We start from the raw sequence: 20,399 nt of genomic DNA, 5'->3' as shown, positions 1-20,399 counted from the left end.
TCGAACGGAGAACCCCGGACGACTATTCGTCGTCTGGCCAACCCGAGACGTTTGCCAACGCTATTCGGCCGCGCCGTCTGCTAGCGTTCCGTGCGTTTCATTCCGGCGCGCACACGTTTGGAGGCAAGTTTTTTCGCCAAATCAAGTTTTGAAACTCGGCATTTCGTAAAACACCCTTTTGTCGTGGTATATAGTAGGAAATCCTCCCTCTATCTCATCGATTCATCACGCAATAGGCAAAATAAAGGGAAATCCGACCTCTAATTCGTGTGAAATCGATGCTCCAGACGTATTCCGCCATATTTAGAGGGTGATTTTCCCTTTACTTCCGAATGACGGGCGCCTAGCGTGAGATTAGAGGGAGATTTTCCTTTTAGCCGGCATAGGCCGTTAGTCGGCGTCGCTGGTTGTTGCTCACCAGTCTTGGAGTAGCATCATGTCCTTTACAAAGCAACAAGACCGCCGTGGAGCTTCTTCGGCGGTCTTGTCGTTATAACGGCGACACTTAAAGTACGTGTTCAAAGATCAGTTATTCGTACAATATTGTATGGCATGAAGCTCGTATACGGTAAAATCATTATAGAAAGGAGTTGCCCGCCATGATCGAATTTCTGCCTCCCAACCTGCATCAGCTCGACTTGCATCTGATTCAGTTCGGTATGGAGCAATGCTCGCCCAATCATATCGTCGGTCCGGGCGTGAGGGATTATTACAAAATCCACTGCATCCTGGGGGGCGAAGGAAACTTCGAGATCGGGGGCAACGGATACCGTTTAGGTCCCGGACAAGGCTTCCTGATCGCTCCAGGAATTGTCGCGCGTTATGCCTCGGATCCGGATAATCCTTGGCGCTACTGCTGGATCGGCTTCGACGGAATCAAAGCCGCGACCTTGCTCGGCCAAGCCGGTCTCTCCGTTGAACAGCCGATCTTCCGGGCCGAGGACGCACAATATTATGAAGGCATAATCGGGAGAATGGAGGAAACGGCCTCCATGAGGGCCGGCCGGGACATCCGGCTGACAGGGCTGCTCTACGAATGGCTTTCTGCCGTCGTGGAAGCCCAGACGCCGCAACCCGTCCCGCCGGAGACGCGGTCGCGGGATCGTTATATCGCGCAAGTCGTCCATATGATCGAGAGGAATTATGCCAATCGTCTGACTGTCGCCGCCATCGCCCGGTTCGTCGGCTTGCAGCGCAGCTATCTGAACGCCCTGTTCCAGGAGGAGATGGGCTGCAGCATTCAGCAGCATCTCATCGCATACCGGATGAGGAGGGCCGGGGAGCTGCTCGCGTCCACCCCGCTCTCCGTCGGCGATACCGCGCGCTCCGTAGGCTACGACGATCCGCTCCTGTTCTCCAAGATGTTCCGCAAGACGATGGGTATGTCGCCTACGGAATACCGCAACACAAGGTAAAGCAGCCACGCCGTCCTTTGGCGGCGCGGCGCGTTCATCGGAATGGGACTGTGGTGACACCCGCACCGCCCCACTACTCGTTGGGAGCTGCGCGCGGTACAGAAGGGCGATTACGCTTGCTTCCGCTTGCCGAGCGTAAGCCGGAACGTCTTGATCTCGTAAGGCGTCAGCTCGTAACGAATCGGCTCGCCATCTTGATGCAGTTCGCCGATCGGCCGCTCCTGCAGATCGCATTCCTGCCACGCAATAATGTCATAGTCGCTGCCAAGCTCTGCCATGCTGCGAGCGCCGGCATATTCGTGCAAGCGCACGATCAGCCCATTGCCATCTTCCGCCCGTTTCACCGCATCGATCGCGACATGGGCTCCGCTTGGCCGCAGGAACGACTTGCCTGCCGCCGCAGAGATCCCCTCCACGACGTAAGACGGGTTGTTAAGCTGCCACGCAGCTTCGGCCGTGCCTGCTTCGACCCAATCTCCGCGATGCGGATAGAGCGAATAAGTGAAGACATGTTCGCCTTGATCCGCATGCGGGTCAGGGTACACGGCCGACTTGATCAGGGACAAACGGATGACGTTGTCCTTAATGTCGTGACCGTACTTGCAGTCATTAAGCAGGCTGACGCCATATCCGCGCTCCGACAGGTCGACCCATTGATGGCCGACGGTTTCGAACCGGGCATGATCCCAGCTCGTATTCCAGTGCGTAGGCCGCTTTACGTTGCCGAACTGAATGTCGTAGGTGGCTTCCGTCGTCCGAATCCGTACCGGGAACGCCACCTTCAGCAGCTGTTGCTGCTCGTGCCAGTTAACGTTGGTCGCGAAGTCGATCCGGCGGTTATTCGCATAGACGGCAAGCTTCTGCACGATAGAGGAATCCCCGTACGTCCACTCCAATCGCAGCACCGCCTTCAGCCGGCCTGCCTCTACCAGCTCCAAGGAGACCAGCGCGTCGATCTCCCGCATTTTCTCCCCATAGTACAAATCGATGTCCCATGCCTCGAACATCTTGGGTTTGTCTTCGAACACCTGCAGTACGTTGCCTCTCGATCCGGCCGCAAGCACCTCTCGTCCCGCTTCCTTATCGAACAGGCTTGCAATTTGCCCCTGCTCGTTGAAGGCAATGGCATAAAACGGCGTCGTCAGCACTTTGCCATCCCATTGGAAGGTTGACGCAGACGCAGACGCTGCCGTCGTTTGCGGCTCGGCCGACTCCGGCTCGAAGTTTAATGCGACCGCGCCAAGAGCAGGAATGCCCGGCACCAGTACATGCCACTCTCCTTCCACATATTCCGCCTGCAGTTCCTCTCCGCCAGGAGTCATCGTCCATTTGCCCGCTGGGCCGACATCATCCCGCTTCGGAATGGTCACGAGCTCTCCACGCTCGAACGACCCATTGTTATATACCGTAAAAGCAAACGCTCCGGAGTCGGCGCTCCGCGCCAGCTTCCCTGCCGCTTGATCCCGCGCCCCCAGCCCCCATTGCTCGGCTTCCTCGTACTCCGCCTTGGCATCCTCATAGACTTCCGTAATGGACGATCCCGGAATAATATCATGGAATTGATTGCGCAGTATGGCCAGCCAGCCCTCGTAGAGACGCTCCGCCGACTGCTCATCCCACTCGCCGCTCTCCACGGCAGTCATCGCCTGAAGCCATTCCGCTTCGCGGTACAGCAGCTCCAGCTTGCGGTTCATGCGCTTGTTATAGGCTTGGCTCGTATAGGTGCCGCGGTGATACTCCAGGTACAACTCGCCATCCCATGTATGCACGTAACGGTCCGTACCATCGACCGCCTCATGCAGCTTCTCAAAGTAATCATCCGCCCTGCTCGGCACGACCTTAGGCAAGCCCGGCATATTCTCCAGCCTGCGGCGCATCTCCAGCATATGCCGGTTGACCCCGCCGCCTCCGTCGCCGTAGCCGTAGGAGAGAAGCAGCTCCTTATTGACGTCCTTGTTGCGGTAAGTATCCCAAATCCCCTTGACGCTAAACGGCTCGATGAGACCGTTATACGTATACCACCAGACACCTGCGTCCGCCACTTCCGGCGTCGTGATGAAATGGGTCAAAATTTCGCTGCCGTCAATGCCCCGCCACTTGAACGTATCATGCGGCATCCGATTATATTGGTTCCAACTGATCTTCGTCGTCATAAACGTCTTAATGCCGGATTTCCTTAAAATTTGCGGCAGCGCCCAGCTATATCCGAATACGTCCGGCAGCCACAAGTAATCGCATTCCACGCCGAACTCATCGCGGAAAAACTTCGTGCCGTACAAAATCTGCCGAACCAGCGACTCTCCGCTCGTCAAATTGCAGTCCGCCTCCAACCACATAGCGCCGCCGGCTTCCCAGCGTTTCTCCTTTACCCGTTCGCGGATCGCCTCGTAGATTTCGGGATAATCCTTCTTTATATAAGCGTATAATTGGGGCTGCGACTGCAGGAAAACGTATTCCGGATACTGTTCCATCAGCCGAAGCACGGTCGAGAACGAACGGGCCGCCTTCTCGCGCGTATGCGTCAGCCGCCACAGCCAAGCGACGTCGATATGCGTATGGCCGACCGCATGTACCGTTACGGGATGCCGGGACTCCAGCTTTCCAAGCTCCTCCTTCAGCAGCGCGATCGCTTCCTTTACCGTTCCGTAGAACGCCTCTGAGCCCGGTCGGGACCAGTCCAGCAGCAAGAAGGCGCGGTCGAGCGCCGTCAACAGATCCTGTCTTGCGGGCGACGATTCCTCCAGCACCTTCGCCGTCTCCAGAGCAGCAATCCCCGTGAAAAACAAATCATCCGCAGCCTCATCCAACACGCAGAGATCGGCTCGCTTGAATTCATGCTCCTGCTCCGTAGGCACGCCTCCGCCCTCAAGGCCCGACCACAAGCGGAAGGTAAGCTCCAGCTCGCGGCCGACGGCATCCTCGGGGAGCAGGACCTCCTGATGATTGCTGTCGACGCCCTGATAAGGGACTCCGTCGACATAAATTAACGATTCAAAGGCCGAGTTGTTGCCGGCGCCCGTCAAACCGAAATCGAATACGCCTACAACCTTCTGCCCTTGCCACTCGGCGGGCACTTCGACATGGCGCTGGAGCCAGACATACAGATCGCGCCCCTTCCAGCGCTCCCCCTTGCGCATCGTTCTCTCACGGGAGATTGAAGGCGCACGCTGCACGCCGTTCGCTCGCTCCTCGTCGACCTCCATCGCCCACTCCCCCAGCTCGATGACATGCCGATAACGGAGCTTCCCGAGCTCCTTGATTCTTTCCTGCAGCTTGTCGATAATCCAAAACATCGTAATCTCCTCCTGCGATTGTTTAATTTAATAACACGTGTTATCAATGCTTGAAAAAAGCCGCCGCAATTTTCGTAATTCAACTCTGTACCGGCGGCGGTGCACGTTACGTTCTAACGGCTTACGGACAAAAATGACGTTATATCGATGAAAGTAGGCAATTTTTCTCTAACGGACCCAGCAAGGCTGTCTATCCATTGTGCAAAGATGAAATCGCAGGCAAGTGTCCGGTAAGAAATGAACTGAGAAGTAAACGGGAGCAACTGTAACGGAACTGAAAGGCGTTATTTCAGCAAAAAGCGGCACTTCGCAAATCTAATGGAACTGACAGCCCTTATGAAGGGCAAAAGTCCGCGGCTTGCCTGAATTTCTCACGTATAACGTCGCCGAGTTCCGTTAGATTTTAAAATCACGCCAAACGATCCATATAAGGGCCCTCATTTCCGTTAGCACGTTGGCGATGATGGATTGCAGCTTCATTACCGATTCTGCACACAATGAATCGACGATCTCCCAGTTGAACCTATACTCGTCAGCAACCAGGAAATACTGATTTTGGGCAGGGAATAAGGTCTGCTCGGCCAACTTAACGGACAACCTCGGCTGCAGTTTGGCCGGTTCTACCGATCGCGCGCCATACTTTCTCCCGGCACGATAGTTGCTTTTAGCCACAGCTTCTCCGGCCTCATTGCTTGACCAGGTTCCTCCAAGCTGCCGATCAGACGGCGCACCGCCTCCTCGCCCATTTCGGCATAGGGAATTTCGACGCAGCCGAGCGGCGGAGCCATAAACGCGTTGCTTCGGTTCGTATTGTCGCCTGCCATGACGGACAGATCCTTGCCCACCGCGATTCCGAGCTTCCAAGCCGCCCGATACAGAATCGACGCGCTGACCGACCAATTGATGAGGATGGGCGGCAACTTCCCGTTCTCCCTCCCGCGAAGCTCCTCCAGAAACCGGAGCATCCAAGCCTCGTCATAGGCTTGCAACTCGTGGACGACCGGAACCAACCCTCTCTCAAGGCACCACCGCTCGTAGGCGGAACGTCTCGCCCGTTCAGCCCAGTTCGATCCCGGCTCCTCCAGATAGGCATCCAGATATACAGGAGTAAAGCCGCTTATGGCGCCAATATGATCCAAGACATCGAGAATGCTCTCCCGGTAGTCCACGAGGATAGAGGAAGCTTCAGCCGTGCCTGCATAACCCTCGATGGAGATGTACGGTACCTTCGCCTTACGCACTGCATCCAGCCATTCTCGACTCTCGAACGGGATCGCATCCAGACTGATAATGCCGTCGAGTCTACGCTGCCTGTACAAATCGAGGAGCTCGAACCGATCCCGCTCGTCCCCGCCCTTACCGCTAATCAGCACATGATAACCCCGTTCCGCGCAAGCTCTCTGCATGCCTTCAAGCACTTGAAGGAACAGCGGATTTTTCATATCGCCAAACGCCGCAACGCAGCGGCTGACACCCGTCTTCATCGCTCGGGCCCCAGCGTCAACGTGGTAGTCCAGCTCCTTAATCGCCTTAAGTACCTTCTCGCGCGTCTCCGGCCCGACTCCGATGCCAGCCGTTCCGTTGATGACCGCAGATACCACGCTGCGAGACACGCCGGCCGCCTTCGCGACGTCGAAGCTCGTCGTTCTTTTCGCCATAATGATTGCACCTCGCCACTAGAATAACACGTGTTATAAGCGCTGTAAATGGGCTTTGTACGATCAGTAGCTTCATTACGTTAACGGGAGAGCAGTTCCAATATGTGCTAAAATATATGTGTGCAAAAAGTAATTTAACTTTGGGATGTGGTTTAAATACATTTATCAAAAAAAGCATCTAACAATAAGGTTATGATCGAGTATTTTGATTCATTAGAAGAATCCGACAAGAAATTAGTTCCGTTGATTATTTGTCCAGGTCTGTCCGAGACAGCAGAAGAATATCTAGATTTGCTTGAGGCGGTTCTACCAAGAAGAAGTATAATTCTATCATTTCGAGGCAGGGGGAAAAGCGACACCCCCGATAGAGGATACAATCTGAACGAACATGTATCAGATATTGAGGCAGTCGTAAAGCAGACTGGAATCTCATCGTTCCATTTATTTAGTTATTCACGTGGTGTTTCTTATGCTTTAGGCTACGTTGAAAGACACAAGGAACAAATACACTCGTTAATTATTGGCGATTATCCTCCAGAGCATCGAGCAATGCCACATGATTGGCCCGAAGATTATATAAACAACTATTTAATCCCTTACAATCGAACAGCGAATATCCGACCTGAAGCGGTATGGGGTATCCAAAGAGAATCTGCTTTTATTAATTTAGATCATATGTCTTTGTCGATGCCTGTTTTAGTGGGGAGAGGCAAGCTTCAAGAATCGTTAATTACGGATACCGACCTTGATCGTTATAAGAAAATGTGCAGCAATATAACAGTAAAAGAGTACTCTCAGTCTGGACATAACCTAAAAGGGCCCGAGAAACAGTTGTTTTACACCGACGTAACTGATTTTTTAGATACATTGAGCGTAGGATTAGACTAACGCGCTAGCACACGACAGTTCGATTCTGAATTCCCTAAAACCTTTAGGTGTTCTTCCTTGGTTCTGGTATTATTGGGGAACCAGCTCTGGCAATTATTCTAGCTTATCTCTTCCTGGGAGAAACCATCTCCACTTTTCAATCCGTAGCAGGGTCTTATACATTAGGAGGAATTATGAATGGCAACTTTTGATGATTTTCTAAAACTCGATCTTCGTGTGGGAACAATTATTAAGGCTGAATTTTTTGCAAAAGCCAAAGTCCCGGCCATCAAACTGGAAATTGACTTTGGTGAAGAAATTGGTATCAAGTCCTCCAGCGCACAAATCACGAAAAGATATACGGCTGAAGGTATTGTCGGAAAACAAATTGTGGGTGTCGTCAACTTTCCGCCTCGCCGGATCGCGGGATTCAATTCGGAAGTTTTGGTTCTGGGCGGAGTGCCAGAACAAGGGGACGTTGTACTGTTAAAACCAGATGTTAATATACCCAATGGAACACAAATCGGATAAATTAGCTTAATCATTCAACTCCTAACGGAGAACGATATCTTAATAAAATAGCGACAGTCAAGGATTTTATTCGTTCTTGGCTGCCGCTGTTTTTATAGTTGGGGGCAATCTATCACTTTTCAGCAAGCGTCAAGCGTCACATAGCCCCCATCTTGAAATAGAAGCCATCGTTTCGACTGGCGATGCTTCTTCTTAGTTCTGCGTCTGCATCTCTCTCGTCGGGCCCAGTACGCCGGGTACCTTGAGACCTGCTTGGCGAAGCAGCACGGTCATCTGGCCGCGATGATGCGTCTGGTGATCGACCAGTTTGCGCAGAAATTTGCCGCGAGGCGTCTTGCCCACGAAAGTATCGATCTCTTCCGTCATCGACTCATCCGTCAGCTTCGAGCCTTCGCTGGCATACGCCGCGATTATGGCTTCGTATTGCGAGACGATCTCGGCCATCGTCGCCGGCACTGGAGCGCCGCGCTCGATCGTTGGAACATTCAAGCCTGCAAAGCGGCCGAACGCGCCGGCAGTGCTCACCAAGTGCCAAGCAAGCCAGCTCAATGAGTTATGGCCTTCTACGATCGCCGCATTCATTTTGTCATCCGAGATCGCCTGCATAACGGACAATGTTCCTGCAGCCGAAGCTGCCCAATCTTCCATAAAGTCACCCGATGTACGATACATTTGTCGATGATCCCTCCCAAAAAGTTGTCCCCTCCATTCTATTATGACCCGGCCGATAATTCAAACGCGGCGAACGCGATCTTAACTTGAATTTGGTACACGACTCCACTACACTTGACTTATCATCCCTTGAAGTTGTAAGGATGTACGGGATGTTAATAGAGGGGTGAGCGTACTTGTTCTTGCATTTCATTACAGAACGCGAGCATAAAGAAGCTTTTCTGGAGCTTGCGCACCGGATCGCGAAGTCGGACGGCTTCGTGAACCGTAACGAGTTAACTTATTTGCAGGGTTGGATGGTGGAGCTTGGCCTTCCGGACTGGCGGCCTTCCGCCGACGTCGAGACGACGACCGCAGACCTGCTCGGCAGCCTGAAGGATGAGCGCCTTAAGCGGATATTTCTCGCGGAGATGCTGCTGCTCAGCTATGCCGACGGCAACTACGACGACCAGGAAAAAGCGATATCGGATGAGATGCAGCGATTATTCAGCTGCGATGATGAGTCATTCGCTTCGTTCAAAAGCTGGGTTGAAAGCATGAACAAGCTGAAAGTGGAAGGCATGAAGCTGGTGCTTGGCGTTTGACGCATACCGTCTATTCATGAGAAAAACGCCTATCGAGGCTATAATGTGGTCAAAAAGCCTGAGCCCTGGCGAGTCATTCTCTCGTCTAGGGCTCAGGCTTTTCGTTATTCCCTCTCAATCGCTATCCTGCAGCGCGCTCCAGGATTCTCTCCAGCACCAGCTCGATGACCGTCGGCGAACCCGTTAGATCAAATCGCAGAAACGCAAGCCGATCTTGAATCAGCTTCGCCTCCACCCCTGCCGTGACCGATCGGACCTCGTACCCCTTCAAATCATCCCAATAGGCAAGCCCGAACGGAAGGGGAGACCAATGGCCGATCTCGAACGCCATGCGGATTCTGTCCCCGCCTTTCTCGTAGCCGCTCACGAATACTTGAGGAACGGCCTCCTCGAACTCATCGCCCATGTCTCCCTTGCCGACGTAGCTCCGCAGCCGTTCAGGCGTACTGGAGCCTTGGACGAACGCCATCTGGCATTGACGATCATAGTACTGGAACGTGTCGGGCCATGGCCCTGCAGCCGTGCCGCCCAACGTCATCGTATAATCGTTCACCTCGGGACGAACAAGCGTATCGCGGGTAAGCATGTATACGGGAGCGGTAACCTCATTGCGTGCATGATAGTTCGCAATCGCCTGCGGCAGCGTCGTCAGCGTAATGGGATATTGCGTAATATAGTCGAAGAATAAGTCCAGCATGCCGGCGCATGCCTCGACATGGGAAGCTGGATAGATAGCGAACCGGTCGGTATATTCCATCTCGTGGCTTTCCTGTTGCTGCAGAAAATAAACTTGCTCGTTATTCGCCGTGTTATCCAGATAGTTATGGAACAGCTTCTTCCAATATTCAATATTGTCGCCCGAGCAAAGTCCCGCCCGCAAAACGTCATTAGGGTCTGTCGAGTAGATGCAGGGACTGCCGGAATGATACGTCGCGTGCAGATCGCGCGCCGTCCATTCGCTGGCGACCAGCTTGCCCTTGCCGGGATGCGGCGCCTTGAACCGGCCGCTGTCGATGTACCAGGAGCCCCATGGAATCCCCTTGTGGGTAATGTTATCCCACCATACCTGCTCCCAGCAGTATCCCCATATGCCTTGGAAGCCAAGCTCCTCCGCCACCTCGACAAACTCCTTATAGATACTGCCTCTGGCAACAATCTTGGTCTTCGCCCAGGGGAACGTATCCTGCAGCACGGCCCATCCTTCCTGGAGCGCCTGCTTCAGCCTTGCCCTGGAATGCTCCGATTCATCCGCGTAGAACGGCGTCTGAAGAATGACATCGTCTCCGTATTGCTCATGCCATCCCAGAATACGTTCGGCGAGCACCGGAGCCGATTCGGCATTGACGATCCATGTAACCGGAATGCCGTGCTTGTGAGCGAGCTCCGCCGTCCGATCGATCCCTTCGATCGCGATCCCATGTCCCCAGCTCTGGTCGACATGGGTCGCATAGCTGACGAATGTATAGATCAACTGTCCCGGTTTCATGTTAAACGCAGCTCCTTCTACTGCTTATTATCCGCCCACCAGGCGTCAATCTGCGCCTGCAGCTCTGCCTGCACCTTCTCGATACCAGCCGTTTTCAGCTTCTCGTTGCGTTCATCAACCACCTTGGAAGGATTCGCAACCGCACCGGTAGCCAAAATTTTGTATTCCGATATAACCGCGGTCAGCTCGGCAATTTCATTCTTCACCTTGGAATCGTCGAATACGAAGCCCATGAGCGGGAATCGTACCGCCTCCTCGTTAAACTTCTTCCAGTTGATGTACAGATCATCCGGCTGACCCGGCTTCAAGTAGTTCAGCATCTGGCTACCGATGACCCAGAACAGAGCGCTGGTGCCATAACCGGAGTCCGCGATCGGTTCGATCCGATTGTCGCCGACCTTATTGTAATGTTTCCCTTCAATGCCATGCACGATCAAATTGATGACATACGGATCCGTATGCAAGTAGTTGAGCACCATCATCGCACGCTCCGGATCCTCGGACGTTCTCGAGATGGAGAACATCGAGCCGGCAGCGAGGTCCGTCGTCACGATCGGCTCCGTTACGACATGCGACACGTAATCGTACAGATTGTTGTCGGCGATCTTTACTTCGATGTCCGAACCCGGCTTCCATACGCCCGATGACATCCACAGCTTGCCCTGGCGTCTGAGGTCGCCCGCACTCGTCTTGCTTGTTCCCGCATCCGGGTTGATATAACCTTTTTCGTAATACTTGCGGAACAGCTCGAATTCTTTTTTGTCAATAGCGACAAGCTCGGGATCCAATATCGATTTCACTTCCATCTTGGGCGCCGTGTAGTCAACCAGGAACATTTGGGTCTTGCCCGGCGTCGGGCCAACCGGACGGTAATTGGAATTCGTCTCGTACATCATGTGGATGCCGCCGCCCGAATTGCCGGAGCCGCCAGACATATACAGGTTCGTCATGCCTTTCTCTTCCTTTGCGATCTTCTCATACCAAGGCTCCAGATCCTCCCATTTGTTAATCGTTTCGATCGGAATGTTATATTTGTCGACGATATCCTTGCGGTACGTAAACGATTGCCCTTGCGTAATCTCTTTGTTCGTCGGAACGGCGTACAGCTTCCCTTTCATGCGCGGCGCTTCCAGATAGAGCGGATGCAGCGTTTCCTTGATGCCTTGGCCGTGCTTGTCCAGCAGCTCATCCAGCTCCAGGAACGCTCCCTTCGTCACGTTGCCGAAGTAATTGAGCCAAGATGCCGAGAATACAAGGTCCATCTTCTCGCCGGTATTCATCATCAGCTCGGTACGGTTCTGATACTCGCTGGCGGCGATGGGGACCAGCTTGACGGTCGCGTTGATTTTTTCTTTAAAAAACTCGTTAAGCTTCTCTTCTACGAGCGCGCCGTCGGCCTCCGGAGTACCAAAGTAAACGATGGATACTTGATAAGGCTTAAGCTCGGCATCGGTCGGCTTGCTAGTCTCTGCACCGGCGTCAGGCTGCTTGCTTGGCGCAGTTGTGGCTTCGTTTGTCTTGTTTGTGCCGCTTTCCTTGCCGTCGGAAGCACAGGCTTGCAGCACCAGCATGGCCGCAAGCATGATTGCGAGCGCAATCAGAAATGACTTTTTTTGTCTCATGTCTCATAACCCTCCATTAATTAGATTCATATAGTACGGCATGGCGAATGTCAATCCGCATACCGGAACTACCGCAGCGGGATCAGCCTTTAACGGCGCCGACGGTGAGGCCTTTGACGAAATATTTCTGGAAGAATGGATAAATAAGCAGTATGGGGCCCATGCATACGACCGCAAGGGCCATCTGCAGTGATTCATCGGGCAGGTTGCTCATCAGCTCCGGATTCTGTGCGGCCAATTGCACGTTATTGCGAAGATACTGTACATCGTTTAATACTCGCAGCATTAAGTATTGCAGCGGATACTTGTCTTCGGTCCGAATGAACAGAAGCGAGTTGAACCAATCGTTCCAGAACAAGATGGTGCCAAGAAGCGCCATCGTCGCCATAACGGGAAGCGAAAGCGGCAGGACGATCCGGAAAAAAATACGAAATTCGCTTGCCCCGTCGATTCTGGCGGACTCGATCAGCGCGGGATGAATGGTCGTCTGGAAGAAGGTACGCATAATAATGACGTTAAACGGAACAATGAGCAGCGGCAGTACGAGCGCCATATACGTATCCAGCAGCCCCAGCGATTGGGTGAAAATGATATATTTGCTTACCACTCCCCCGTTGAACAGCATCGTAAAGAACAGAACGAAGGTGAAGAACGTACGGAACGGATAATCCTGACGAGAGATGGGGTACGCGTACAGCGCCATCAAGAGAACGCTCGCAACGGTGCCGACGACCGTAATGCCGATGCTGATGGCATACGCTCTGAAGATCGTTCCGTAATCCTTGAACAAGCTCTCGTAAGCGATCCATGACAGCTTATCCGGAAAAAACTGATACCCCTCGGTCACCAAGGTGTCGATATGGGTCAAGGATACGATGATAACCAGAACGACGGGTATGACGCATAGGAACGATAGAATAAGGAATATGCCGTTAAGCATGATATTGGCGACTGGAGAGATTGTATTCTCCCGCCTGTTAGCCGGACCGCTCATGTCTTTCATCTCCTGTCTTGATCTAGAACAAAGCCTGATCGGGGTTTATTTTTCGCACCGCCGAATTCGTCAGCAGGACGAGCACGAAGCCTAATACGGATTGCGCCAAGGCCGCGGCGGACGACATGCCGATATCGTTAAGCTCCATCAGCACGCGGTAGACATAGGTGTCGACCGTGTCGGTCACGGGATAGAGCGCCCCGGAATCCATCGGGACTTGGTAGAATAGTCCGAAGTCGGAATTGAATACGCTCCCCATCGAAAGAATCGTTAAGATGATAATAATAGGCTGGATGCTCGGCAGCGTAATATATAGCGTTTGCTTCCACTTCGATGCTCCGTCGAGCACGGCGGCTTCGTAATATTCCTGATCGATGCCCGCTATCGCCGCGATATAGATCACCGCTCCGATGCCGACATTTTTCCACGCATTTACCAGGATGAGAATATAGGGCCAATAGGCTTTCTCCGAATACCAGAAAACTCTGTCCAATCCAAACCATTCGAGAATCGACGCGTTCATAAAGCCTTTATCCGGATTGAGAAAAGCGTACACCAGATAGCTGACAACGATCATGGACAAGAAATAAGGCATGATGAGAAATGTCTGATACGTTTTGGCCAATCGGCCGCGCAGCTCGTTGATCGCGACGGCTATTGCTATGGACAGTACGGTGTTGACCGCCATAAAGGCCAGGCTGTACAACACCGTATTGCGCGTAATTCTCCAAAGGGAGCCTGACGTGAACAGAAACTCGAAATTACGGAATCCGACCCAGGGACTTCCGAGAATACCGTCGATATAATTGATATTTTTAAATGCGATAAACACCCCGAACATCGGCAAGTAGTTGTTGACGATCAGCACGATAAACGTGGGCACCAGCATGATCGTCAAAAATCTGAACTTCCATAGAGAATGGATGAAATACGCAATCCCCGTTCTCTCCTTCACCAGCCTTCACTCCTCTCGATTGATTTCAGTATAGGGCAGCCCATCATCCAATACGATGATCAATAGAAGCTGCCTTGTGACGGAAGTGAGCCGAGGTCGGACTTGTCCGAATGCCAGCAAAAAATAAAGCAAGGAGCTTAGCCAGTTATTCTCGCAATGTTTCTAAATATCTGACATGCATTGACAGGAATATTTTCTTAGGGGTATGTTTAATGTAGAAACAAGAAAATTATACCAACTGGAGGGTGACGAACGAATGAACCAAGATGTAACAGCCTATATTGAAAATTTGCCAAAATGGCAATCGGAAATCAGCTTGATACTGCGCAATTTAGTACACGAAACAATTCCGGAAGCAGAAGAGCGGATTCAATATAAGAAGCCGCATTTTCTGAAAAACGGGCATTATGCCGCCGTTATTTCACCCTCTAAAGACGCAATTGCTTTTATGATTATGAATGCAAACGGCATAGAGTTTCCTCAAACATTCGATGGCCCTGCCGAACGAAAGTGGATCAAATTACGGGAAGACGATTCTCCGGATCTACCTCTTTTGTCGGGACTTTTAAAACAAGCTTCCGACACGCTGTAAAAGCCATAATGGAATTGGATGGATGGCTAAGTGTGGACCGAGCCTGATCACCTCGGCAACTGGTGGGGGCCGCAAAGGGTATGGGGGGACGTTCGAGCGCAACCCCTCTTACCCTTTAATCGGCGTTATACGGTGGAAGGTTTCCCAAATCGAACCAATACATGCCATAGTAATTTTAACTCTTGGAGCACTTCTGCGTAGCTTCCTCTGTCGTACCATTTTGTGGGATTTCTTTTCAAATCATTTACAGCTTCCCCGATTATACTGGCATCAATATACCCATTCTTCGCTATTCGTTTAGCTAATGAGGGCATGGTCGGCCCCCTAAAGTCCGCGGGCACTTCTTCAACCATCAGATAAGACCCTATGTTCCATATTAGCTTGATCGAATATTTCAAACATAGCTGCTCTAAAAGGTTGCCTACTCGCGTTCCTTTAAACGAAGAATCGGCAACCAGCATTTCTACGTCATCTGCAAGTGATATATCGCCATGAACTTGTGCCTCAATATAGTGGTTAAGGTTGCGTTTTGGCATGTCGCTAAAAGGATTTCGGCAGGGTTGTTCAAGCTTGCATAAAAGATGGTCGATCAATTTTCCGGGAGTCAAATCCCGTTCTCCTAAAGCAGACTCGCGGAAAAAAACATCATTTAATAATGCTGCTATTACGATATCGAATTCCTCGAGCGTACCTTTTTCAGGCCGATCATCGTTGGAATCTCCATAAGTGAATGTCGAGCGACAGGATACGCTAGGCGAGAGTAAAAAGAAACAGGATCCAAATCGTGGAGAAGGACCGTCAGCGTGTAACATTACGTCAAGCGCCCCATACTTTGGGCGTTCGCTTATACTCGCACCGTCTAAATGATAAGCGCCGTTAAACAGTTTCTTCTCCCAAAGATCACGCGCTCCCCCTAGATAAGCCGAAAGACTTCCATTTGATATGCGCGTTTCGAACTGACTCTTGTAGGCGCCTTGTTCAAGCAATGCTTGCGCCACGCATTTCATATCTGCAAGCGGTCGGTCAGGATGAAAATGCAATGCGATTCTCGCGTTAGTCCGCAGTTTGGCAAGGGCATTTTCATACATGTCCCAATGAACGTTTGACATCCGCAGAATTTCTTTTATTAGAGTTGTAGCTTCTTCTTTTCCGGATAATGCGTGCTCTCCGATATATTTTAAGGATAAGTTTTGCGCATTTGTAAGTTGCCTGTTATTGGACATTTTTCAACCTCCCTATTCATCATTAATTTAAAACGCGGAGCAACTCCATTCCAAAAGGGACGGAGTTAAATTCTTATATGGTAAGATAATCGAAATATTCTGTCAATACGCAACCTTTCTATGCTCCTGCGCGTTCTATTTGGTAATATTAGTATGTAGAGGAATCGGAGAAAGGATGTCCGGAAGATGACTTTCCCAAAGAAAAAAGCAACGCTGTTAAGCGTATTCGCCCTCATATGGCTGCTGGCCGGTTGCGAAAATTCGGCAACGCAAGCCCCTCGCCCATCAATAACGCCTGCCGCGGCAAATCAAGAAGCGATTTCACTTGCTTCTGCATCTACGCTCGAGATTACGGACGCTTCAATACGCGAACAGCTGGACGGAGCGACAACAAAAAACCAGGCGCGCTCGGTTTACGGCCAGCCCTCCTATATCGGCAAGGGAGTCTACTGGATTGGCAAAGATCTGGTAGATGTCGAGGTGTGGCGGTACGATCAAGCGACCCAAGGTTATACCTACAGTTGGGATGACAGCCAAGGCTATCTTGACCTGCGCGGGTTGCTCAGCGGAAAAGTAAACGGGCAGCTGCTATTGTATTGGAGCGAGCAAGGCAAGCTTTTGGATGCAACCTATCATTATCATGACAACGACGGCAACTTGCAATCTTTGTTGACCGCTGCGCAACTGGGTCATCCATCCGGCTCAACCGATAACCGAATGGCCCGCGAGCAAGGATTTCGGATCGGCGATACGGTACAAGTACATGCGGAAATCGATGCGACCCGTCTGCCCCAAGGGGCCGACAATACCGTCGTCTATCGGGCAGTTCCGGGGTGCGGCTATCAGTTGGCCGCACTGACGGAGCATTTTGCCCAGCTTGTAGATATCCGGGAGGGAGAGGGCTGGTATGATGCTTGGGTACCGGTATGGATGCTTACGCCGGAGGCGTCGTCACTAAGCCAACAGGCGCCCGAGCAATGGAGCGTCGCCGCCGATGGTACTCCGATTTATTGGCAGCCTGCAGACGATGCCGTGGCGCGGCGGATGGATGCCGGAGAACGACTGCTTGTTGTCGGCGGCAGCGGCAATTGGCGTGCCGTCATTGTCGAAGAAAAAGATCTTAAGGCGGAGCCCCGTGTTCTTTGGATAAAGGATGAGGGTACATTTATTCATGACGGCCAGGTAAATGACCTGTTTGGTTCGCCTCAACCGTCCTATCTGTCTGCCCGAACCGTAGCCTACTATTTTGTTCGGGAAGGCGCTCCGCAAGCCGAACTGGAGAAGCTTCTTGGCTTGCCTCAAGCGGTAGAACGTTCCGGAAACGTAAAATCGACAGGCGAACCGATGGAGACGCTGGAGCGCTGGCGCTACGAATCCGCAACCGCCGAGCTGCTCATCGACTGGTCACCGCAGGGCAAGGTCGTCGATTATACATTCTCGCCCCGCGCGGAAGGCCAACCGTTTACGAAGGAACAGTCGCTAAGATGGCGGACAACGAGCGATCTTGCCTATAATTTTTTCATCGGGCGAACGGATCGGGCATTGCTGATTTCGGGGGAGGACGGCGGATTTAGCGGCATGCATTACGACTCCAATCTATTTGCGCTTGATCCTGCTACCGGACGCAAGCTTTGGCAAAGGGATCTCGGTTTCCATACGGACCGCTTTATCCTCTCCTCGGATCGCCGCTATATGGCTGTTCATATGCCGCCAAAGAATAACGCCGAACAGGAGCGGCTGGGACGTCTCGATGTGCTGGACACTTCCAACGGAAGCAATAAGTGGACACTGAAGCACAACCTCCCCGATGATACGTTTGATGTCAGTTATGGCATGGCCGGCAAAGTCGTGGCAATGATTTATACAACCGGAGATTTCTATAGTCCGAACACGTACCGATCGTTTATTGAAGCGTACGCGCTGCGGGACGGCCGCAAGCTGTGGAGCCGGGAGCTCGACCGCCCAGGCCGAATCATACCGTCACTGATCGCCGGCGGCAAGCTGATCATTGAGTACGGCATGGATAGCGGAGTGCCTGTTGGCAACGAGATTGCAGCCTACGAGCCGAAGAATGGCAAAGAGGTTTGGCGGATGGAAGGCATAGCAGCACCGTTATCGGAATGGGCGGATCATTTCTACTACGAGGCGAGAGCGCTAGACGACCACATGGATCAGCTTTGGGTGATGAGCCCCTTAGCCTGGACTTTGGTGGATACGAATACAGGGGATCCGCTAAGCACTCTGCCAAGAAGAGACGATATCGGTTACGAGATCGTAAACGATCGTTATGCCATTCGTCTGTCAACCAAAGATGGTGCCAAGCTTGGATATGACAGCGACGTCACCTCGGAATGGCTCGATCTGGGATCCAGCAAAACGTTATGGACGATGGACGGCACGCTCGAACGGGCAATTGTCGTTGGCGACGCAGTCTATGCCTGGAGTGAAGGCAAGCTTCGGCGCCTGCGTCTCAGCGACGGACACCAATACTGGTCAAGCAAGCTGACTTCTAGAGTCTGGCTGCAATGGTTCGATGGGCAACTGCTCGCCGCGAGCGACGCGGGCGTCCTGGTGTTCGATCCGCACAATGGAGAGGCGCTGTACCGGATCGCAGGAACACGCCACGGCGGCTATGACGTAATGGAGCATTGGAGGACAAGAGCGCAACTGACCGTTCTGGACGGTACGCTATACATGGGCTCCGACAATGGATTCTTTAGCGTGGCGGATCGATTGGCCGATAGTCGGGAATGACCTTTATATACTCTTGCCGCGGCAGAGTGATCAGCGCCTTGACGCCGCCTCTATCGCCGCGGACGTACCTCAAACCGAACGCCTCGCCAAAATGGAGCTGGATGCGTTGATGAACATTCCGGATGCCATAACCTTTATCCGTGATCTCGCCTCTCGTAATCTGCTCCAATCTCTCCATGTCTACGGGAAGGAAGCCGTTATCCTCCACCGTCATCTCGATCTCGGAATCCGCGCATCGTATCGCAATCCGGATCTCGCCTTCGCCATCCATGCTGCTGACGGCGTGGAAGATCGCATTTTCGACAAGCGGCTGGAGGATGACCTTAGGCGTCGTATACTTCTTGGCGTCTTCGTCTATATCCCAATGCACCTCGAAGTTGTCCGGATACCGCTTCATCTGAAGACGGCAATACGCCTGCACATGCTCGGTCTCCTCTCCGATCGGAATCATCGTTCTTCCTTTGCTAAGGCCGATCCGCAATAACTTGGACAAGTCTTTGATCATGCCGCCTACATCCTTGTTCCCCTTGCGAAGCGCATACCAATAGATGGAGTCGAGGGTATTGTATAACAAGTGCGGCGTAATCTGCGAATGAAGCGTCGCCAGCTCGGTTTCCTTCTGCTTGATCTTCATGGCATAGTTCTCCTCGAAGGAATGGTCCAATCTCCTGGTCATCCTCAAGAACGCGCCGTACAAAATGCCGAACTCGTCCGAACGTAGCAGATCCCGGCTATTGTCCGAGGCTAACGGGACGCCGGGCTCATAGATCTTCGTAATTGTAACCAGGCGATGCAGGGGTCTGACGATCATCCGAAGCAAATACAAAACGAATAACAGAACAAGAACCAAATAGATCGCGGATACGATCATAATAAACCACTGAAACCCCTTCCAGCTGCTGGATAACGAATTTAGCGGTACGTGATAAACAAGCCGGGTATGAAAATCGGGTTCATAAGCGTACGCGGACAACCAACGCTCTCCTCCCTGATTGACGAAGCGATATCCCGAAGTTTCTCTGCTTGCCAGTTCCGTTATGCCCGCCTCGTCAAACGCCGCCGATCCGGCTTGCATGAGCAATTCGTTCGCGTCGTTAAATAAAAAAATACCGGAGTTCTCCGGAAGCTGGACAGATAAAAGATCCCTGGTGAAATGCACCTCCAAATGGGAGACGACCAGATATCCGATGACGTCATTATAATTCTGGGCATTTAAAATGCTTCGGATAAAACTCACCGTCGCGGCTCCTTCCGAGGATGGAATCAACCGAAACACGCCTGCTCCGCGCTTATTGTCGGCATGCTGGACCCATTCGGGCAGGTCGGAATGATCGAAATCGAAATATTTAAAACCGCTGTTTTTGTCCGACAGGTCGACATGGGTACGCTTTTCTTCTCTATTCATCATGTACAGGGTATAGCTCGTCCCGTCCGAGGACCAGCGCTCCAAAATTTCGTCCGCCTGATTGATCTGGCTAAACGTCTCGATATTTAGCCAGAACGGGTTAAGTACGGTGCGATTGAACAGATGGTTGCCGAGGAACGTAATCGTCTTGTCATTTACTGCGGACATCGATTTGGTTATCGTCGTATGATTCTGCTTCGCCAATTGCAGCATGGTTCGTCCCAGCTCATCCTGCATCGATTCCTCCGCCTTATAAGCGGATATCCACCCGACGATTAGAAAAGGGCCGATGATAAACAGGGCAAACGCCAACGTTACTTTAAATTTCAGCTTCAGTCCGATCACTCC

Annotated in this window: 15 protein-coding genes; 6 read left to right on the top strand and 9 right to left on the bottom strand. The window is 52.1% G+C overall.

Features of this window, described 5'->3' with window-relative positions:
* Positions 1 to 599: 599 nt before the first annotated feature.
* A complete protein-coding gene (locus H7F31_RS07755) occupies positions 600 to 1,415 on the top strand; it encodes an AraC family transcriptional regulator (RefSeq protein ID WP_187103665.1) in 816 nt (271 codons plus the stop codon).
* A gap of 110 nt (positions 1,416 to 1,525) precedes the next feature.
* On the opposite strand, the gene H7F31_RS07750 is transcribed toward H7F31_RS07755, so the two are convergent.
* Entirely contained in the window at positions 1,526 to 4,708 is a 3,183-nt protein-coding gene (locus tag H7F31_RS07750; protein ID WP_187103664.1) for an alpha-mannosidase, read from the bottom strand.
* Positions 4,709 to 5,328: 620 nt separating this feature from the next.
* Positions 5,329 to 6,366 carry a LacI family DNA-binding transcriptional regulator gene (locus H7F31_RS07745; protein ID WP_187103663.1) on the bottom strand — a complete coding sequence of 346 codons (1,038 nt, stop codon included), beginning with the start codon at positions 6,364 to 6,366 and terminating at the stop codon, positions 5,329 to 5,331.
* A 192-nt stretch (positions 6,367 to 6,558) separates the two neighbouring features.
* Here H7F31_RS07745 and H7F31_RS07740 point away from each other — a divergent pair, with 192 nt between their 5' ends.
* Positions 6,559 to 7,254 carry an alpha/beta fold hydrolase gene (locus tag H7F31_RS07740; protein WP_187103662.1) on the top strand — a complete coding sequence of 232 codons (696 nt, stop codon included), beginning with the start codon at positions 6,559 to 6,561 and terminating at the stop codon, positions 7,252 to 7,254.
* Positions 7,255 to 7,431: 177 nt separating this feature from the next.
* Positions 7,432 to 7,764: a chaperone CsaA gene (gene csaA, locus H7F31_RS07735; protein WP_187103661.1), complete on the top strand. Its 333-nt coding sequence runs from the start codon at positions 7,432 to 7,434 to the stop codon at positions 7,762 to 7,764.
* Positions 7,765 to 7,956: 192 nt separating this feature from the next.
* Here csaA and H7F31_RS07730 read toward each other — a convergent pair whose 3' ends face one another.
* Positions 7,957 to 8,436, bottom strand: a complete 480-nt coding sequence (locus tag H7F31_RS07730) for a DinB family protein (RefSeq protein WP_187103660.1) — start codon at positions 8,434 to 8,436, stop codon at positions 7,957 to 7,959.
* Positions 8,437 to 8,612: 176 nt separating this feature from the next.
* Between H7F31_RS07730 and H7F31_RS07725 the strand changes: the two genes are divergently transcribed.
* Entirely contained in the window at positions 8,613 to 9,020 is a 408-nt protein-coding gene (locus tag H7F31_RS07725) for a tellurite resistance TerB family protein (protein WP_187103659.1), read from the top strand.
* 121 nt (positions 9,021 to 9,141) lie between these two features.
* On the opposite strand, the gene H7F31_RS07720 is transcribed toward H7F31_RS07725, so the two are convergent.
* The 4 genes from H7F31_RS07720 to H7F31_RS07705 form a co-directional block, all read right to left on the bottom strand.
* Positions 9,142 to 10,506, bottom strand: a complete 1,365-nt coding sequence (locus H7F31_RS07720) for a hypothetical protein (protein WP_187103658.1) — start codon at positions 10,504 to 10,506, stop codon at positions 9,142 to 9,144.
* Between the two features lie 17 nt (positions 10,507 to 10,523).
* Positions 10,524 to 12,128, bottom strand: a complete 1,605-nt coding sequence (locus H7F31_RS07715; protein ID WP_187103657.1) for an ABC transporter substrate-binding protein — start codon at positions 12,126 to 12,128, stop codon at positions 10,524 to 10,526.
* Between the two features lie 82 nt (positions 12,129 to 12,210).
* Positions 12,211 to 13,122 (bottom strand): carbohydrate ABC transporter permease, encoded by a 912-nt coding sequence (locus tag H7F31_RS07710; RefSeq protein WP_187103656.1) that lies wholly within the window; start codon positions 13,120 to 13,122, stop codon positions 12,211 to 12,213.
* Positions 13,123 to 13,144: 22 nt separating this feature from the next.
* The gene (locus H7F31_RS07705) at positions 13,145 to 14,077 is read right to left on the bottom strand and encodes an ABC transporter permease (RefSeq protein ID WP_261800339.1); all 933 of its coding nucleotides are present in this window, start codon (positions 14,075 to 14,077) and stop codon (positions 13,145 to 13,147) included.
* 256 nt (positions 14,078 to 14,333) lie between these two features.
* Between H7F31_RS07705 and H7F31_RS07700 the strand changes: the two genes are divergently transcribed.
* The gene (locus tag H7F31_RS07700; protein ID WP_187103655.1) at positions 14,334 to 14,669 is read left to right on the top strand and encodes a DUF1801 domain-containing protein; all 336 of its coding nucleotides are present in this window, start codon (positions 14,334 to 14,336) and stop codon (positions 14,667 to 14,669) included.
* A 125-nt stretch (positions 14,670 to 14,794) separates the two neighbouring features.
* Here the strand turns inward: H7F31_RS07700 and H7F31_RS07695 are convergent, their stop codons facing one another.
* Positions 14,795 to 15,892 carry a DUF3626 domain-containing protein gene (locus tag H7F31_RS07695; RefSeq protein WP_187103654.1) on the bottom strand — a complete coding sequence of 366 codons (1,098 nt, stop codon included), beginning with the start codon at positions 15,890 to 15,892 and terminating at the stop codon, positions 14,795 to 14,797.
* Positions 15,893 to 16,078: 186 nt separating this feature from the next.
* Here H7F31_RS07695 and H7F31_RS07690 point away from each other — a divergent pair, with 186 nt between their 5' ends.
* The gene (locus tag H7F31_RS07690) at positions 16,079 to 18,646 is read left to right on the top strand and encodes a PQQ-binding-like beta-propeller repeat protein (RefSeq protein WP_187103653.1); all 2,568 of its coding nucleotides are present in this window, start codon (positions 16,079 to 16,081) and stop codon (positions 18,644 to 18,646) included.
* On the opposite strand, the gene H7F31_RS07685 is transcribed toward H7F31_RS07690, so the two are convergent.
* Positions 18,609 to 20,396 carry a sensor histidine kinase gene (locus tag H7F31_RS07685; protein ID WP_187103652.1) on the bottom strand — a complete coding sequence of 596 codons (1,788 nt, stop codon included), beginning with the start codon at positions 20,394 to 20,396 and terminating at the stop codon, positions 18,609 to 18,611. The genes H7F31_RS07690 and H7F31_RS07685 overlap by 38 nt on opposite strands.
* Positions 20,397 to 20,399: the final 3 nt, after the last annotated feature.

The sequence above is a fragment of the Paenibacillus sp. PAMC21692 genome (genome assembly GCF_014303795.1).
Classification (GTDB): domain Bacteria; phylum Bacillota; class Bacilli; order Paenibacillales; family Paenibacillaceae; genus Pristimantibacillus; species Pristimantibacillus agaridevorans.
This window is presented reverse-complemented; position numbering and strand designations above follow the sequence as displayed.

Bases quoted from the DNA above. Each gene is read 5' to 3' on its own strand.
- H7F31_RS07755 (WP_187103665.1), top strand. From the start codon at position 600: ATGATCGAATTTCTGCCTCCCAACCTGCATCAGCTCGACTTGCATCTG.
- H7F31_RS07750 (WP_187103664.1), bottom strand. From the start codon at position 4,708: ATGTTTTGGATTATCGACAAGCTGCAGGAAAGAATCAAGGAGCTCGGG.
- H7F31_RS07745 (WP_187103663.1), bottom strand. From the start codon at position 6,366: ATGGCGAAAAGAACGACGAGCTTCGACGTCGCGAAGGCGGCCGGCGTG.
- H7F31_RS07740 (WP_187103662.1), top strand. From the start codon at position 6,559: ATGATCGAGTATTTTGATTCATTAGAAGAATCCGACAAGAAATTAGTT.
- csaA (WP_187103661.1), top strand. From the start codon at position 7,432: ATGGCAACTTTTGATGATTTTCTAAAACTCGATCTTCGTGTGGGAACA.
- H7F31_RS07730 (WP_187103660.1), bottom strand. From the start codon at position 8,436: ATGTATCGTACATCGGGTGACTTTATGGAAGATTGGGCAGCTTCGGCT.
- H7F31_RS07720 (WP_187103658.1), bottom strand. From the start codon at position 10,506: ATGAAACCGGGACAGTTGATCTATACATTCGTCAGCTATGCGACCCAT.
- H7F31_RS07715 (WP_187103657.1), bottom strand. From the start codon at position 12,128: ATGAGACAAAAAAAGTCATTTCTGATTGCGCTCGCAATCATGCTTGCG.
- H7F31_RS07710 (WP_187103656.1), bottom strand. From the start codon at position 13,122: ATGAGCGGTCCGGCTAACAGGCGGGAGAATACAATCTCTCCAGTCGCC.
- H7F31_RS07700 (WP_187103655.1), top strand. From the start codon at position 14,334: ATGAACCAAGATGTAACAGCCTATATTGAAAATTTGCCAAAATGGCAA.
- H7F31_RS07695 (WP_187103654.1), bottom strand. From the start codon at position 15,892: ATGTCCAATAACAGGCAACTTACAAATGCGCAAAACTTATCCTTAAAA.
- H7F31_RS07690 (WP_187103653.1), top strand. From the start codon at position 16,079: ATGACTTTCCCAAAGAAAAAAGCAACGCTGTTAAGCGTATTCGCCCTC.